The organism is Halalkalibaculum sp. DA384 (genome assembly GCF_043951955.1).
In the GTDB taxonomy this organism is placed as follows: Bacteria; Bacteroidota; Rhodothermia; order Balneolales; family Balneolaceae; genus JAMQKA01.
The window spans coordinates 246,810-262,606 of the sequence record NZ_JBINJE010000002.1 but is presented as its reverse complement, the minus strand read 5'-3'; the positions used below and the strand labels follow the sequence as shown (position 1 = coordinate 262,606).

The window sequence follows — 15,797 nt, the reverse complement described above, 5'->3', positions numbered from 1 at the left end:
TGCACTTCGTTGAAGTAAACATGAGGTGCTCACTGTACACCTGTACTATTCCGCGGTCATGTTTCCTTCGCCTCGTGCACACCCAAATTTCTTGGCGAATAATCCGGGTTAAATCATGGGCGCGGAGATCCGGGAATATAGGGCAGGAGGAGGATTAAAGCTCCTCGTAGGTAGTCAGGCGTTTAAACTTGTTGGTTTGCACCAGGCGGGCCGCCGCCAGCTTGGCGTATTCCTCTCCCACGCAATCGTACTGTATAGTCAGGTTCCCGGAGATGTCGACGTCGATCTGCCCGCTGTAGTCGTCGGTATTTCCCACAAGTACGGAACCGTTGATGGTGGGGGTTCCTTTCCCGTCAAAGTTATAGGCGTTCTCGAAGATCACCAGCCCGTTGAATGTGACGTTACCGGCCATATCCAGGATGGCGCCGTCGCTGTCTTCATACTCCATTTCGGCGTCCGACCGAATTACCAGGATGCCGTACCCTTCCCCGATACCGCCGGAAAATTTGGCGTAATCTTCCACGAAAAACACGCCTGGCTCATTCTCGGTCCCCAGGTCGCCTTTGTAATTCCCACTGATAAAGCGGGTCCCGTCCAGGTGGCGGAGACGGGCGATAAGCGAATCGACCGGGGAGTAGGAGAGCGAGGGATCCGTAGCTATAGGCGGGTCCCCTGTTAGATTGGAACTCCCGGACGTCTGTCCCTCCACGTAGTCTGCCCGTTCATCCGTCATGGTGGCGATACCGGGTTTATCTTCGCAGCTGGAGCCGGAGGGGGCGTTTCCGTTGATTTGTGAACTTCCGCCCATGGTAAAGGAAAAGTTGGTGGTGGCGAAGGCGGTAGCAGCGGTAAATGTGGGGACAAAGTCAAAGTTGGAGCGACGGTACAGGCTTATCACTTCACTTTCGTAGCCCCCGGAACGCGCTTTGGAATAGACGCGCACAATGGAGGTGTCGCGGTAGCCGTTGGAGCCCTGGATCACATCAAAATGCACCTGGGCAGTGTCGCCGTCAATTTCAACCTGCCATTTGTTACTGCTGCCGTGGTTGCTGGCAAAGGAGGTATCCTTGTTCATCTCGTTCATCCCGATCTGGATGGCGGTGTGAGCCACATTCCGCGCCTGGATTACCTGCGCGTAATTTACGGTCGATTCGGTAATCGCTTTTGTCTGGGAATTGATCCCTATGGCCGAATATCCCAGGGCCACAAAGACCCCCGAACAGATAATCAACAGTGCTCTACCCATAATAAAACCTCAGTTTGATCTTGTTTATTCCTGTAAATTTATCGGTGAAAATCGTTTTTGCCATGTCGAGGTCATATACCGCCCGCCGTCGCTGGTGTTGTTATATATCTTTTCCCCGCTTTGTACGATCAGCTCTATCTCAATCTGCCTGATGTCTTCCGGGTTTGCCACCGGCGTTGGCAGGGGAGTGGTGCTGCCGACCTCGTCGTAGTAGTGCAGCTGGAACTTCGTGACTCCGAGCGTAATGTCGGTTTTGTCGATGGTGACAGATCCCTGCACAATGTGGCGGGTCAAAACATAATCATTGGGATTGGAGGTGGAAGAAACTTCGCTGTTCCCAAACGTCCAGGTAACTTTTTCCGCATCGTTGCTGGCATCATTGTCGATGTTGGAGGCGAAGACGATTTTGTTGGACTCGGCGGTCGTAATGGGATTGTTAATCTTTCCCATCCAGTTATAGCCGATTTTTGAGAAGTCGTGGGAGATAACATCAGCGATCGAGTTGACGTGGGTTTTCAGGTTCCGGGCCATGGTCAGCTCACCGGTACTTTGGGAGACGCTGAAATTCATCATCAATATGGACAATAGGACCATGCCGGCGATGACGTAACTTGTGATAATTCCGAAGTTCATAACGGGAACACCTGCTTGTTAATCGGCATAATAATTTCTGATATAGGAAAATTCGTAATCAATTGGCTGGTCTGCACTGTTTTTGAGGAACTTGTTTTCCACCTTCAGGTAGATCCGCTTAAAATTGGTCCGGGTAGTGGTGGAGTCGAACGTGGCGGGATCGGCATAGCGCACGCGTGCCGACAGCTCATAATCCACTCCTTCGATGGTGAAGGTATCTTTCCAGCCGTGGAAGTCGTCAAGGTCGTCAAAGGTCCTTCGGTCGGAGAGTGTTTCTCCCGTCTCATCCGAGCGCTTGGTGCCGAAATTGGAACTGCCCGTAAAGTCGTCGGGCGTCTGAATGGGAGGAATTCCATCCACGGTCATCTCGTCGAAAGCCACGCTGCGCGATTCTTCAATGATATTTTGCGCAACAGCGACGACCTCTTGTTCAAGCTCTCCTTCAACCTGCAATTGCGTGTTGCGGAGTATCATGCTGTTTGCGCTAAGCAGGATTACTGAAAAGACGACCATCGCCACAATGGTATATATTACTTCATCGTACCCAGCCATAACTGTAGATGTTTAAGAATGCAAGCCTTTGTATAAAATATAAGAAAATTTTAATGTTTTAAATATTTTCTTTTCACTGTTATCATTTTAGGGATAATGAAGCTCTATACGTAGTTAGATTTTATTAACCTAAAAATGTCCCCTCCCCCTTTGTTAATCAGAGGGGCCTTTGCAGAACCTGCTATTTTTTTGGGAGGTAGTTGTACTACCGACCTTTTTGACCTTTAAACGGGAGTACAACTCCCTTAAAACGAGGAATTGAGGGTTTTGCAAAGCCCTCTCAGAGATTATTTAGAGTGGGTTTTTAGGTTCGTTTTTTGGTCATTCAAAAAATGAACAATAAGAAACTTTAACTGGCATTTAAATGAGAATAATGCTCACAATACTTAAACCGGGTTCACCCTACTTAATGTAGGTTATCTTCTTGGTAAACTGCTTGTCGCCCGCCCGCATTACGCAGATATAGACACCGCTGGCCAGGCCCGCCGGGCGCCATTTTCGCTCGTGAAAGTTGGCGGGGAGGCTCTCGTCAACAATGGTTTTTACTTTGCGTCCCAGGATATCATATATGCTGATCTCCACATGGCCCTGCAGCGGGGTATCAAATTCGAGGGTCGTCTCTTCATGAAAGGGATTGGGATAGTTGGGATGGAGGGCATATTCCCCGGGCAGGTCCTGGGCATCGCTGCCGGGATCGATAGTCAGGGTAAAACGTGCGCTGCCGCTGTTTTCGGCTGTCTTGGCCTTACTGTTATTTGGGTTGTTTACCAGTGTAAAGTTGGAGGCAGTATTATTCAGCGGCTGCTTCTGTTTTGACAGCCTGTGGTCAAAACCGTAGAAACCGTTTTTCCTGAGATCAACTTCCTCTCCAGTTTCATGATCGGTCAAGATTAACGTCCAGGCGTCCGGTACGTTGCCGAATTCGGGCCACGACAGGGTATATTCGCCTTCAATGGGAGCTCCCTCGACAAACCCGCCCACGTGGATGGGGATCGATATTTTTTTGCCAAAGCTGCGGGCCAGGTTGTTGATCGACAGCTCGGTACCGTCTTCCAGCGTAAAAAAGAGCTCCAGGTAGGTCTGCGTGTCGAAGGGCAGCAGGCGGAACGCATCCCGGCGGTCTTTGCCGTTTTTACCATCAGGAGACAGGGTAATATGAGACGTTTTGCTCAGGCTGTCGGCCTGCAGCCTGAATTCGATGGACGCCGGTTGTTTGCCTGACTTTCGCAGGAACTCGCCCCCGGTGGTTTTGGAGGATTCGTTGACCGTAAGCTGGGGCGGGCCGTCGCCGTTGGCTTTTACCCAGAAAGCCTGGAAAGGCATTATAAGCCCGTCATCCAGGGCCGGGTCGCCGTCAATACCGTTATACTCCTGGTAGTCATTGGCGGCCGGGTCCCATACGTAAATTACATTGTCCATATTCTGCTTGGTCCAGTTGCCGTCGTCCCAGTCTATCGTAGCGGCATAGGGATTGCCCACCAGGTTCCAGCCGGTGTCCGCCTCGGCGGTGTAGGTGACGGGAAAGGTGAAAGAGGAGCCGGTCCCGTCATTTTCTGCCCCGCTTATGGAGAGGGTATCGGGCAGGGGATTGTTATAGCGGTCGTCGACATCGATGTCGCCAAAGAAGTAGACAAACAGGCCGCGCCCGGGCGTCAGCGAATTGCCGGCATCACCGGGTACTCTCCAGCGCTGGTTGTCGGTGCCCTCGTAGGTTTCATCATAATAAAGCACGCTGGGTTGCAGGGAATCTCCATTGGAATCGGTAAGGCCCAGCTCCGAGTTTTCATATCCCTGGGTGACAGTACTGTCCAGCAAGTCTTGGTACGTAGAGGCCAGCGGTGGGGCAATCATTCGCCAGCCCGGGGTTCCGCTTATCTCCCGCAGCATGCGGATGTTCGACAGGTTTCCGGATTTTACGGTGCTCACCAGGCTCGATCCTGAATCCAGCGTGAGCATGCCGTTGTCCAGGAAGAGCGTGTCGTTCACCACAACATCGTTGTGGAAGGTGACGCCCTCGCTGTTATTGATGATCAGGTTGCTGAAGTTGTCCAGCCCGGTTATATCCTGTGCCGTGGTTCCGTTGAATTCGACGGTGGTGTTGGAAATGTTGATCTGGGAGCCAGACGTGATATCGCTGCTTATTGTAAGATGTCCGCCGTTAAATACCAGCTCGCCGTCGATCTGCATCGTACCCTGGATGTCGATATTGGCGCCATCTTCGATCGTCAGGGTATTCCCCTCCGTTACCGTAAGCGAGGTAAGCGATTCCAGCGAACCGGTCAGCGTCATGTCGCGGTCGAAAGTAACATCTCCGGTGAGCGTATTGCCGCTAATCTCTCCTGCACCCGAACCAGTGAAGGTGACATTGCAGGTGGAAGAGGCGAAGGTCGCCACGGTCAGATCTCCTTTTACAATGACCGTCGACCGGTCGCAGATAAAGGTGCCGAGCCCGCTCATATCATTGTTGAGCGTCAGCGTATAATTTGGTTCAAGATTCACAGTTGCCTGGTTCTTGATGTCGAGAAAATCGATCGTGCTGTTTTGCTCAATAATGGGGTAGAAAGATTCATTTGCCGGCGTTGTGGGTATATCGATCACTTGGCCGGTTGTGGGTACGGAACCGATATTCCAGTTGTCAGCAATACCCCAGTCTCTTTTATCGGCCCGGTTGCCGCCCGATGTACTTTGCCAGGTGTTGAACTCTGTGATTACCACTTCCACCGTGTCAATATCGCTGGAGGGACTGCTGGTGGAACTGTTTAACGCCCCGATGACCCGGACGGTCTCTATGTTGGTGCCGGCGGTCAGGTTGCCGGTAAACAGCCCGTTTCCCTGGTAGGCCGTACTGCTCAACGATGCAGCGGACGAACTCTCAAACAGCAAGTTCACCTGGTTGCCGTCCTGGCTGGTCAGTTTATTGCCGTAGGCGTCTCTCAACTGGACCCTGATCGTCGTATGGTCGGTGCCGTTGTTTTCCAGGTACGGGAGGTCGGAAGTGACGGTAGAGGTTGCGAGATCGGCGGGAGCGGGATGTACGGTAAACTGGTTGCTTTCCCCCACCTCTGAAAACCCGGTACGGCGGGCCCTGAGTTTGAAATCGCCCGCGCTTGTGAGGGCGACCGTGTGGGAGGCGAGCTCTCCATCCGTGAATGAAGCTGTTGTACCGCTGCCGCTGGTAAAGGTGGCATCGGATGAAATTTCAACGGTTCCGTCAAACGACTCTACGGTGTTGTTGTTTGCGTCTTTGGCCGTAATACGAATGTCAAACGGACTGCCGGCGGTTTGATCGGAGAGCGTTCCCGAGTTACCGGCGGCGTCCTCGATACGAAAGGTGGCCAGCGGACCCGCGTTAAAGACAACCGTTTCCGAGATCCCGGTGGCGGTGGTTCCATTTACCTCCACCGTAAATGTAGCCGATCCGATGTCGGTGGGAGCCGTCAGTATCGCGGTATAGCTTCCATCTCCATTATCAGTCAGGGAGGAGAGGTTCCCGTCGCCGGAGTGAGAGATCGTTACATCGTCTCCCCCCGAAACCAGGGCGTTATCAAGGGAATCCCTCAGTTGAACGGTGACCAGGGTTGTATCGCTGCCGTTGGCCGTAAGCGATGACTTGTAAACAGATAGCTCGGTGGAGTCGGCAAAGGCCTGGTTTGGATTCAGGACAAACGCATTGCTGGTTCCGGATTCATTCCCGTCATTGTTGGTTGCTGTGATGGTGGTACTGCCGCCGCTCTGCAACAGCTTTACCTCGTAGGGGGGTGAGGGATCATAAACACCGTCCACAAAAGGTCCGACCTGGGTTGTATCGATGTCATCAGCAAACCTGCTTGAGGCGGTCAGGTTCACATATCCCGTAAAGTTGTTACGCCCCTCTTGGCCGTCCAGGGTGTCACCCACGCCGTCGACGGCCGCAATACCGATGCCAAACGGTTCTCCGGCTACCTGCGTAGCAATGTCTCCGCCTCCGCTTTGCCTGATCTCAAATCCCGCCAGACTCCCGGCATCCGCAATGGTAAAAGTGTTACTGTTTTCAGAGTCCGCCAGCCCGTCGCTGGTGGCTGTCAGGACGTAGGTCCCGTTCTGGTTGAGTCGAATATCGCTGAAGACCGCAATTCCGCTGGAGTTTGTCGCTACGCTGTTGATGCCGTTGATATTGCCGGGCCCAGAAGATTCAGGCGCCTTGACCAATGTAATGGTGGTGCCAGAATTGCTGACGCTGTTGCCGTAGGTGTCGAGTAGCTGCACTTCAGGTGCGGGATCCAGTGCGGTGTTTCGGGCCCCGTTGGGGGGCTGCACAACAAAAGTAAGGCTGTCTGCAGCGGCCGGATTTATGGTGATTGCGTTGGAGGTACTCCCGCTGAGCCCGCTGGCGGTGAATGACAAGTCGATGGTATTTGCCACCGTGTGATATAGATCGGTAAATGTGACGGTACCACCGCTTGCCGCTTGGGTGGTGGTTCCACGCAGCGTCCCGGTTCCGGAACTCCTACTGGCGGTCACACTGGTGAAATTATCAGAGCTCACCGTGTTGCCATATTGATCTTTAATCAGTAATACCGGCTGTGTGTCAAAGGCCGTTCCCGCAGTATTGGTGGCCGAGGGCTGGGTTTGAATTTCAAGCGTGCTCGGCTCGTCCGCCACGACCGATATGGTCCCGGAGCTGTTGCTCGCAAGTCCTCCTGCGCTGGCACTGATACCCGCAGAACCGACGAGTGTTGAGGAAAAAGTGGCGCTGCGGTTGTCCCCGGCCACCGACAACGGGTTGGCCGTAAGCCCGGTTTTATTGGTTAAGCTCCAGCTGTCGGCATCGACATTCTGGATAAAGTTGCCACCGTCATCGCGGGATATCGCATAGACGGTAATAGAATTTCCGGCGGTCAGGTTTTGGGCCGCAACCTCATCGCCTGAACCGTCGGCGGCAGTCTCTATAAACAGATCGGATGGAGTCCCGGCCACCATCTTCAGGCTCCCGTAGTTGGCATTTACATTGGAAACAGCCGCCCCCGATGCACTGATGCTACCCTGGTTGGGCAGTTCATCTGTTGCAGGCCTTACGGCAAACCCGGAAAAGGTGGCTTTGCCCGCTTTGTTGGGGGGCTGATCGCTGGTTTCGAGAACATTAAACGTGATGGTGGAAGCACTAATGCTTGCAAATTCAATTTCTAGCCCGGTACCCCTGCCGGAAAAACCGGTTGCCGCCTCAATATCGACAGAAGGAGTGGTGTTGGTATCCCATTCAAAGCCACCGGGCAGGACAAAGTGCAGTTGCCCGACGGAAATTTGTCCGGTTGAGGTTTCATCGATAATGATGTCGGTAAGTGAGGTATAGGATCCCTGATAGTCATCGGCTGAAATATTTTCTCCGCCGGTAGCCGGGGTGACATTTTGGGCTTGCATGATGGAAACTGAAAAGAGTATCAGGCCCCATGCCAGGAAAAAAGTGCGGACCTGTTGTATACGGTCCGTGTTGAAGGATATGGATTTCTTTTCTTTCAAGCCGCGTAAATGTAGATGATCTGTTGTTGATTACAGCAGGTTCAGGGAAGAGCACATTGTTACCCCAAAAAACTTATCCGGCCTCTGCCGCAAATAATTTACCTTGTGGAAGGTATACATTAACATGACAAGTAATCGATTAAAATTACTTAATGCCACCCCAATTTGTTGAGAATATATGCTTTGGTATGCTTGGGTCTCTATTTTCCTGTTCCTTTTTTGAATGATCAAAAAAGGAACAGGAAAAATCACCGCCTGAGAAATTTTTTTGGCGTTTCCTCCACCTCCGCTAAAACCATTGAACTCGATCCGCTGAAAAACGCGGATCTCAAACAACAATGGTTTCTTAACGCTCCGGCTCCGGGCACTCGGTTCCCACAAAAATTTATATAGGGCGGTTGGGGAATTAGGAATGAAAAATAATGAACTTGTCGGACCAAGGGCGGACGACAAAAAAACACTTGGCTTACCGTCCTTGAATGAGGGGCTGGAGCGGGTGCCCCATTCACCGCCTTGCCTTTTACGTTCCTTTTGTATCAAGACAAAAGGAACGCCCCGATTGGGAAAATGACCCTTTTTTTGTCGGGGCTTCTTCATCAGCCTTTCCCTCTTCATTTTATCAACGTAAGTTTTTTTGTAAATCGCTGGTCCGGCGTAGTCAACCGGTAAAAATAGACTCCACTTGGATAATCCGGGGCGTTCCAGCTTACAGAGTGAAGTCCCGCACTGCAGGATTGTTGATCGATAAGGATTGCGATGTTACGTCCCAGCATATCGAATATCTCGAGAGAAACCGTCGTTTGAATCGATGAACCATCAGTAACATTTACATCATAAAAAGTTATGGTATTGTTACCGGCATTTATCGTCTGGGTGTTTCCACCGTTAAAAGTTACAGTGCTTGTACCGGGATCAAAATTGCCCCCGTTCTGCACCGTCATGTCTCCTTTTAGTTCAATATGGGAATCACCGGCGTTCACGGATCCGCCGTTTGTGAATGAAGCGTTGCCCCCTACCGTCATCGAACCGTTGGTAAAATCAAAGCTGCCGCCGTTTTGCAGTGTTGCATCGCCGGTCACAAACACATTTCCGTCATCTACTGAAAGATTTCCGTTGTTTTGAAAGTTTGCATCCCCCTGTGCATTCAGGTTCCCATCCTGAACATTAACATTGCCGTCGCTTTGGGCGGTCAGCCCGGAATTCAGATTTACTGTGCCCGTCCCCATATTGAGTGTGCCGTTATCCCTGACCTGTGTATCTCCATTGAATGTGATAGTTCCCGTATCCAGGTTGATGACTCCTCCACTCCGAATATCCACATTGGCGTTAAACGTGGTGTTGCCGTCGTCCCCGTTGTAGGTACCATTAATTTCCGTCGTATTGTCAACCGTGGCGGTGGCATTTTCCGCATTGAAGGTATCGTTATTGGAGATGGTAAAATTGTCTTCCAGGTTGACTGTTCCGGATCCTGCATTGAAGGTCGTTTCCAGCGGACGTGGCGGATGCAATCATCAACACGAACGGGGCTAGAGTCACCAAGAGGGCTTTCAGGAAGTTCTCCATGACCACTCTATTTATTTGCGGGAACTAGTTTGATAGCTACAAAGGTTCTCCTGCCTGTAGCAGGTGACGGGCCAATATATTTATATAACCAGAGCTATACAGTTAAAATGTCTTTAGAAAGGCGAGGGAAAGAAGCTGAAAATTGAAATGATTAATCCCACAACGGGATCTTAGCCTGGATTTATAACCACAACTCTAAAAGAATGCTCGTGAGATAATGCAGGTTAGCGCATATTTTTCAATTGGATGCATTCGGCGGACAGAATGAAAAGTTCCAGAATAAAGGTTAACATGGACGGGGTTCTGACTGTTTTCAATTTTTTTGAAATGGTAGTGCTTAAATCTTCATTATTAATGCTAAAAATGATTTTAACAGTCAGATATGCCAATAATAGAAATTGTCAATATGATGGCTAGCTAGTATGAAAGGTATAATTTTTGGAGCCGGCGGACAGCTGGGCCGGGAGTGGATGGACCAGCTAAATCGCGGCAATGTCCCGCTGTTTGATTATTATAGCGGATTCGGGTCGGATCAACTGGATATAACGGATGACCGGGCCGTGGCCGAGATACTGGATGCCGAAATGCCGGACGTCGTCGTCAATTGCGCGGCCTACACCGATGTTGACCGGGCGGAAGACCATCGGAAGGTTGCCGTGCGGGTCAACGGTACGGCGGTCAAGTCGTTGGCCGGGCAGTGCGCGGAACGGGAGATCAAGCTGGTTCACTACTCCACCGACTACGTGTTTCCCGGGCGCAGCGAAGACCGCCGGCGTTTCCCGGAGGGATACCCCGAGGACCATGAGACATCGCCTGTAAACTGGTACGGGGCTACAAAACTGAAAGGGGAGCAGGGCGTGCGACAGGCGGGGTGCGAGCACCTGATTATCCGGGTTTCGTGGCTGTGCGGATTTTACGGCTCTAATTTTATAAAAACGATGCTGCAACTGGCGGATCAGCGCAGCCAGCTGGACGTGGTCGACGACCAGTGGGGCAGCCCGACCTTCACGGGACCGGTGGTACAGAACACCCTCAGTCTGTTGAGAAATCAGGAGCAGGGTGTATACCACATCACTTCCGGTGGACTGACCAGCTGGTATGAGCTGGCTTGTGAAATATTCAGAACTTCAGGTCACGACATTCAGGTAAATCCCGTAAGTTCAGATGCTTTTGAGACCAGGGCCAAAAGGCCTCGTTTCTCCAAACTGAGTACCCGCAAGGCCGCACAGGTGCCGGGAGTGATCATGCCCTCATGGAGAGAGGGACTGAAGAATTTGCTTAAAAAACTTAACGTTGAATAATACCGTATATGGAGTTTATTCCCACATCCATCCCCGAGGTGCTGCGCATTATACCAAAGGTGCACGAAGACGATCGCGGGTTTTTCCTGGAGACGTTTCGCAAAAAGTATTTTAGCGAACGGGAGATTGACGTGGAGTTCGTGCAGGACAACATGTCGGCTTCCGCCAGGGGAGTGATTCGGGGACTGCATTATCAGATTCAAAACCAACAGGCCAAGTTGCTGATGGTACCCAAAGGAAAAATACTGGATGTAGCCGTGGACCTTCGCCGGGGCTCTCCCTGGTTCGGGAAGCATGTTACGGCCGTGCTTTCGGAAGAAAACAAGCATCAGCTATTTATTCCCACCGGTTTTGCCCACGGCTATGCGGTTCTGGCCGACGAGACGCTGGTCTCATACAAATGTTCGGACTACTACAATCTGGAGGCAGAGCGTGGGCTGTACTGGAATGACCCCGCCCTGGATATTGACTGGCCGCTGACTGATCCTGTTGTTTCGGAAAAGGATCGGAATCAGCCCAGACTGAATGAAATTCCCACAGAAGACCTATTTACATACCAGTCATGAGAATTATTGTTACCGGCGGTGCCGGATTTATCGGATCGAACCTGATTTTATACCTGTATGAAAAGCATCCGGAATACCAGATCCTTAATCTTGACAAGCTTACCTACGCCTCGGATTTAAGTCGCCTGAAATCGATCAAGAATTCCAGCCGCTACCTCTTCAAAAAAGTGGATCTGGCAGACCGGGAGGCGGTGGCCGATATTGTCCGGAAGTTTGATCCACAGGGGGTATTTCACCTGGCGGCGGAATCGCATGTCGATAACTCCATTACCGGTCCCGAACCGTTTGTACAGTCAAATGTGGTCGGTACTTTTAACCTGCTGGAAGAGTGCAGGCAGCACTGGCAGGAGGGAGAGCGGTTACTGGATGAAAACCGGTTTCTGCACGTCTCCACCGATGAGGTGTACGGAACGCTTGGTGACGAGGGGGCCTTTTCGGAAGAGACACCATATGCGCCCAATTCTCCCTATTCGGCCACGAAGGCGGGGAGCGACTTCCTGGTGCGGGCTTATCACCATACCTACGAGATGAATGTGGTAACTACCAACTGCTCGAACAATTTCGGTCGATTTCAGCATGATGAAAAGCTGATTCCCACCGTTATACGGAGTGCAGTGGGGCACAAGGCGATTCCGGTCTACGGGAAAGGAGAAAATGTGCGCGACTGGCTGTATGTGGGCGATCACTGCCGGGCGCTGGATCTGGCTTTTCGGGAGGGGGCGGCCGGTGAGACGTACGCCATCGGCGGGGATAACGAGTGGAGAAATATTGACCTTGTGCACAGCATCTGCGACATCCTGAATACAGAAGTCGGGGAAGGTCCCGGCGGCAATTACAGGCAGTTGGTGGAGTTCGTCACCGATCGCCCCGGCCACGATTACCGGTATGCCATAGATGCAAGTAAAATTAAAAGTGAGCTGGGCTGGCAGCCCTCCGGCAACTTCAGGGAACAGTTGCGCGAGACTGTTCGCTGGTATGTGGAACGGTACCGGTGAGTCGGTTACAATTCCGTCCTTGCAATCTCTCGGTTTCTTTTAGCTGTAGTTGAATGCGTCCAGGCGAATCAATCCAACGCCGGCGATTCAATTTTTGACCACTCCAAAAATATCAGGGAAGGATGATTGAGATGGTCAACAGGAAAAGAAGCTATTTTCTTACAACCGAGGTGTCCCTTTTGGCTTGATCCAAAACGGACGGAAAAATCAAGGCGGTGAATGGGCCAAACGCTGCAGCCTGTGCAGGCGTGGATGTTGATGGTCCGTCACGCAAGTTGCCTGCTATCAAAGTCCTCACCGGTGCAACATCCACAATCGCCTGCTTCGGCCTCCGCGCTCCATTCAAGGCCGGGACCGCTAGGGTGTATATTTTGTAGCTCGCTCCCTCGTCAGACAGCATTTTTTCCGGTTTCGGAATAATTGCTTGACACGTTAATACGATCTCCCCTTCGAAATTCATCATTTCTAATTCTTCCTTCATAATTCCCCTCCTCCGCCGGCGATAGATGATGAAGAAGCCTTGATGTGAAACAGGAGACTATTTTCCCAACCGAGGTGTTTCTTTTATCTTGATACAGAAGGGACACCTCGACCAAAGAAAACTGGCACCCATGACCTTCTGAGGAACCCCTATATAACCTCGCGGTCCAGATCCCGGAAGATAACCTCCGTATGGAACTCGCCGTTTTCACCCATCGGGTCGATCGATTCCGGAAGGGTTCGGACAAATCCCTGCGTGTACGATTCCCCCACTCTTATGAGATGTTGAAACTCCTCCTTGACGGCTGAAATTTTTATCTCTACCGGTGTTAACATAAGCACGGGAAGCAGCTCGTGCAGACTTTTTTTCCAGATGGGGAAGAGGCACCGGTAGCCCATCTTTCCAAACGCCTCTGTTCTCCATTGCCGAATATCCTCCAGGCACCAGTCTCCAAATACCAGGTGATCAATTGGGATGTCCAGTCCTGCGAGCGCCTGCTTAATACGCTCAAGGTAAATTTCATTGGAAGGATCTTCTGGAAGGGGAACCGTAATTAATGGAAGATCCAGATGGCTGGCCTGGCGTTTTATTTTTTCAAGAGCTATCTGTTGGTGGGGCACAGTATCGGTTTTCTCATTATAGGTGGTTAGCAGCTGAATATTATTTTTTTCTCCATACTCCCGGGTATAAAATTTCAGGGCCAGGTATGAATCTTTGCCGCCGCTCCAAAATAGGATATCCATCGCTTGGAAAAAGTTGTGGTTAGAGTGTTTAAAGCTCAATTTTGTGCAAAACAGGGAAAGCGTAACTCAGCCCCCGAATATCGAAGATACCGGAGCCGGAGATGAATTTAAATCATATTCTGAATTCCGGTGTCTGAATTCCTATATTTCGATTCGTTTGATCAAAAGTAACCAGCATTAAAATTTGAACAGATTCTATCTACTATGAGTAAACGCAAGTATTGGCTGATGAAATCGGAACCGGATGCGTACAGTATTGACGACCTGGAACGAGACCAGGTGGAACCGTGGGATGGCATCAGGAACTACGAGGCACGCAACTACATGAGAGATGAGATGAGTATCGGGGACGGAGTCCTTTTTTACCACTCCAATGTGCGTCCCCCGGTAATTGTTGGGAGTATGGAGGTGGCCAGCGAGCCCTACCCGGATCCCACCCAGTTCGATCCCGATTCCAAATATTTTGATGAAAAGAGCAGCGAAGAAGATCCTACCTGGGAGCTTGTTGATGTGAAGTTTGTCCAGAAGTTTGAAAACCCCGTAACGCGAGATGCGCTCAAGGAGGAACCCGCCCTGGAAGATATGGTGCTGCTGAACCGCTTTCGCCTCTCAATTACGCCGGTAACCGAAGAGGAGTGGCTCAAAATTCACGAAATGGCCGGGGCCGAACCGAAATAAGGCTGTTGTCGAGCAATGCTGGTCTTGTTTTGGAGAGAGGTGTTCTCCGGCAGGGGGGAGACGGCAGACGAGAAACGAGAAATGGCAAATGAGAAACGACTGCACACAGATAGGATGACAAAAGAGATAGAGGAAGTTTTTTTACGGACTAAAGGTATACTGCCGGTCCAGAAACTGAGGACGCTGGCCAGGGCGGGCATGATTACCAGTCACAGGGACTACCCGCTGCAGGATGATCAATTTCAGCCAAATTCAATCGACCTGCGGCTGGGGGAGAAAGCCTATCGTGTTCGTTGCAGCTTTTTGCCTGAAGATGAGACGGTGGAGAGCAAAGTAGACAAACTCAAACAGTATGACTTTTCGATAGAGAACGGGGCGGTCCTTGAACCGAACTGCGTATATATCATACCGCTGCTTGAACAGCTGCACCTGCCCGGACATGTGCCGCCTCAGAAGACGCTGTTCGACGGAGAGGCGGCGGCCGATCCGATTAAAATTGTCTCTGATGAACACCTGACGGCCAAGGCGAACCCCAAGAGTACAACGGGTCGACTCGATATTTTTACCCGTGTTATCACCGATTATTCCCACCGGTTTGAAGAGATTCGATCCGGCTACAGCGGGAACCTGTATTTGGAGGTGGTACCCAAATCCTTCCCGATAAAAGTACGAACCGGGCAGCGTTTGAACCAGCTGCGCATCCGTCACGGCTACACGCTGCTTTCCGATCAGGATATACTGCGGACTCATCATTCCGACCCGCTGCTTTTTAATGAGGAGGGACACCCCGTCCCGATGGGCGAGATAAAGGTGAGCAATGGACTTTTTATGAGCGTAAACCTGCACGGGGAGGAGGGCGAAATTGTGGGCTATAAAGCGAAGAAACACCGCGACCTGATCGACCTTGAAAATATCAATCATTATGATGTAGATAATTTTTGGGAGCCAATTCACTACCACAAGAATGATCACCTGATCCTTGAACCGGAAGCGTTTTATATTTTTGCCTCCAAGGAACGGTGCCGTATTCCCACCCATCTCGCGGCCGAAATGATCGCCTATGATACCGGGTCGGGAGAGCTCCGAACGCACTACGCGGGTTTTTTTGACAGCGGTTTTGGGGGATCGGCAGAAGCAGGAGGAGCACGCGCAGTGCTTGAGGTGCGATCGCACGATGTGCCGTTTTTGATCGAAGATGGGCAGACATTCTGCAGCATGAAGTTTGAACCCAATACTGAGATCCCCGAATTTGTGTATGGAACCGAAATCGAAAGTAACTACCAGGGACAGGGACTAAAACTGGGCAAACATTTCAGGCAGGAGGATGAGTAAGTATACCGTTGAGAAGTGCATCTGTCACAAGCGAACATTCCAGGAAATTAAAGACTATGCCCGCCGCAAGGGGTATCAGGATGTGAAGTCGCTGCAGGCCGAAAAGTACTGCAGCTGCCAGTGCGGGTTTTGCATACCCTATATCGAAATGGTCCTGGAAACGGGGGAAACAGTATTTGAGCCGGGCGCATATCTGCGTAGAAACTAAAAA

General features: G+C 51.2%; 14 protein-coding genes. 6 read left to right on the top strand and 8 right to left on the bottom strand.

Annotated features, from left to right (window positions below):
• Positions 1–154: 154 nt before the first annotated feature.
• From ACG2E4_RS02495 to ACG2E4_RS02470, 6 genes are all read right to left on the bottom strand, one after another.
• Complete coding sequence (locus ACG2E4_RS02495) at positions 155–1,246, bottom strand: hypothetical protein (protein ID WP_395259344.1); 1,092 nt, start codon at positions 1,244–1,246, stop codon at positions 155–157.
• Positions 1,247–1,270: 24 nt separating this feature from the next.
• Positions 1,271–1,879, bottom strand: a complete 609-nt coding sequence (locus ACG2E4_RS02490; RefSeq protein ID WP_395259343.1) for a hypothetical protein — start codon at positions 1,877–1,879, stop codon at positions 1,271–1,273.
• An 18-nt stretch (positions 1,880–1,897) separates the two neighbouring features.
• Positions 1,898–2,431: a hypothetical protein gene (locus tag ACG2E4_RS02485; protein ID WP_395259342.1), complete on the bottom strand. Its 534-nt coding sequence runs from the start codon at positions 2,429–2,431 to the stop codon at positions 1,898–1,900.
• 402 nt (positions 2,432–2,833) lie between these two features.
• On the bottom strand, positions 2,834–7,927 hold the full coding sequence (locus ACG2E4_RS02480; RefSeq protein ID WP_395259341.1) for an invasin domain 3-containing protein: 5,094 nt from the start codon (positions 7,925–7,927) through the stop codon (positions 2,834–2,836).
• 30 nt (positions 7,928–7,957) lie between these two features.
• On the bottom strand, positions 7,958–8,524 hold the full coding sequence (locus tag ACG2E4_RS02475) for a hypothetical protein (protein ID WP_395259340.1): 567 nt from the start codon (positions 8,522–8,524) through the stop codon (positions 7,958–7,960).
• 14 nt (positions 8,525–8,538) lie between these two features.
• Complete coding sequence (locus ACG2E4_RS02470; protein ID WP_395259339.1) at positions 8,539–9,435, bottom strand: T9SS type A sorting domain-containing protein; 897 nt, start codon at positions 9,433–9,435, stop codon at positions 8,539–8,541.
• 477 nt (positions 9,436–9,912) lie between these two features.
• On the opposite strand from ACG2E4_RS02470, the gene rfbD reads away from it, so the two are divergent.
• Genes rfbD through rfbB form a run of 3 tightly spaced genes read left to right on the top strand, consistent with a single transcriptional unit; the run spans position 9,913 to position 12,352 of the window.
• Positions 9,913–10,791, top strand: a complete 879-nt coding sequence (rfbD, locus tag ACG2E4_RS02465; RefSeq protein ID WP_395259338.1) for a dTDP-4-dehydrorhamnose reductase — start codon at positions 9,913–9,915, stop codon at positions 10,789–10,791.
• Positions 10,792–10,799: 8 nt separating this feature from the next.
• A complete protein-coding gene (rfbC, locus tag ACG2E4_RS02460) occupies positions 10,800–11,357 on the top strand; it encodes a dTDP-4-dehydrorhamnose 3,5-epimerase (protein WP_395259337.1) in 558 nt (185 codons plus the stop codon).
• Complete coding sequence (gene rfbB / locus ACG2E4_RS02455) at positions 11,354–12,352, top strand: dTDP-glucose 4,6-dehydratase (protein WP_395259336.1); 999 nt, start codon at positions 11,354–11,356, stop codon at positions 12,350–12,352. Before rfbC ends, rfbB begins: the two co-directional genes overlap by 4 nt.
• 151 nt (positions 12,353–12,503) lie before the next feature.
• On the opposite strand, the gene ACG2E4_RS02450 is transcribed toward rfbB, so the two are convergent.
• Positions 12,504–12,833, bottom strand: coding sequence for a hypothetical protein (locus ACG2E4_RS02450; protein ID WP_395259335.1), 330 nt, complete (start codon positions 12,831–12,833; stop codon positions 12,504–12,506).
• Positions 12,834–12,982: 149 nt separating this feature from the next.
• Positions 12,983–13,576, bottom strand: a complete 594-nt coding sequence (locus tag ACG2E4_RS02445; RefSeq protein WP_395259334.1) for a hypothetical protein — start codon at positions 13,574–13,576, stop codon at positions 12,983–12,985.
• A 204-nt stretch (positions 13,577–13,780) separates the two neighbouring features.
• Here ACG2E4_RS02445 and ACG2E4_RS02440 point away from each other — a divergent pair, with 204 nt between their 5' ends.
• The 3 genes from ACG2E4_RS02440 to ACG2E4_RS02430 all read left to right on the top strand — a co-directional run bounded on the left by ACG2E4_RS02440 (position 13,781) and on the right by ACG2E4_RS02430 (position 15,794).
• Positions 13,781–14,254, top strand: coding sequence for an EVE domain-containing protein (locus ACG2E4_RS02440; RefSeq protein ID WP_395259333.1), 474 nt, complete (start codon positions 13,781–13,783; stop codon positions 14,252–14,254).
• Between the two features lie 114 nt (positions 14,255–14,368).
• Positions 14,369–15,586, top strand: a complete 1,218-nt coding sequence (locus ACG2E4_RS02435; protein WP_395259332.1) for a 2'-deoxycytidine 5'-triphosphate deaminase — start codon at positions 14,369–14,371, stop codon at positions 15,584–15,586.
• The gene (locus tag ACG2E4_RS02430; protein ID WP_395259331.1) at positions 15,579–15,794 is read left to right on the top strand and encodes a hypothetical protein; all 216 of its coding nucleotides are present in this window, start codon (positions 15,579–15,581) and stop codon (positions 15,792–15,794) included. The genes ACG2E4_RS02435 and ACG2E4_RS02430 overlap by 8 nt, the downstream gene beginning before the upstream one ends.
• Positions 15,795–15,797: the final 3 nt, after the last annotated feature.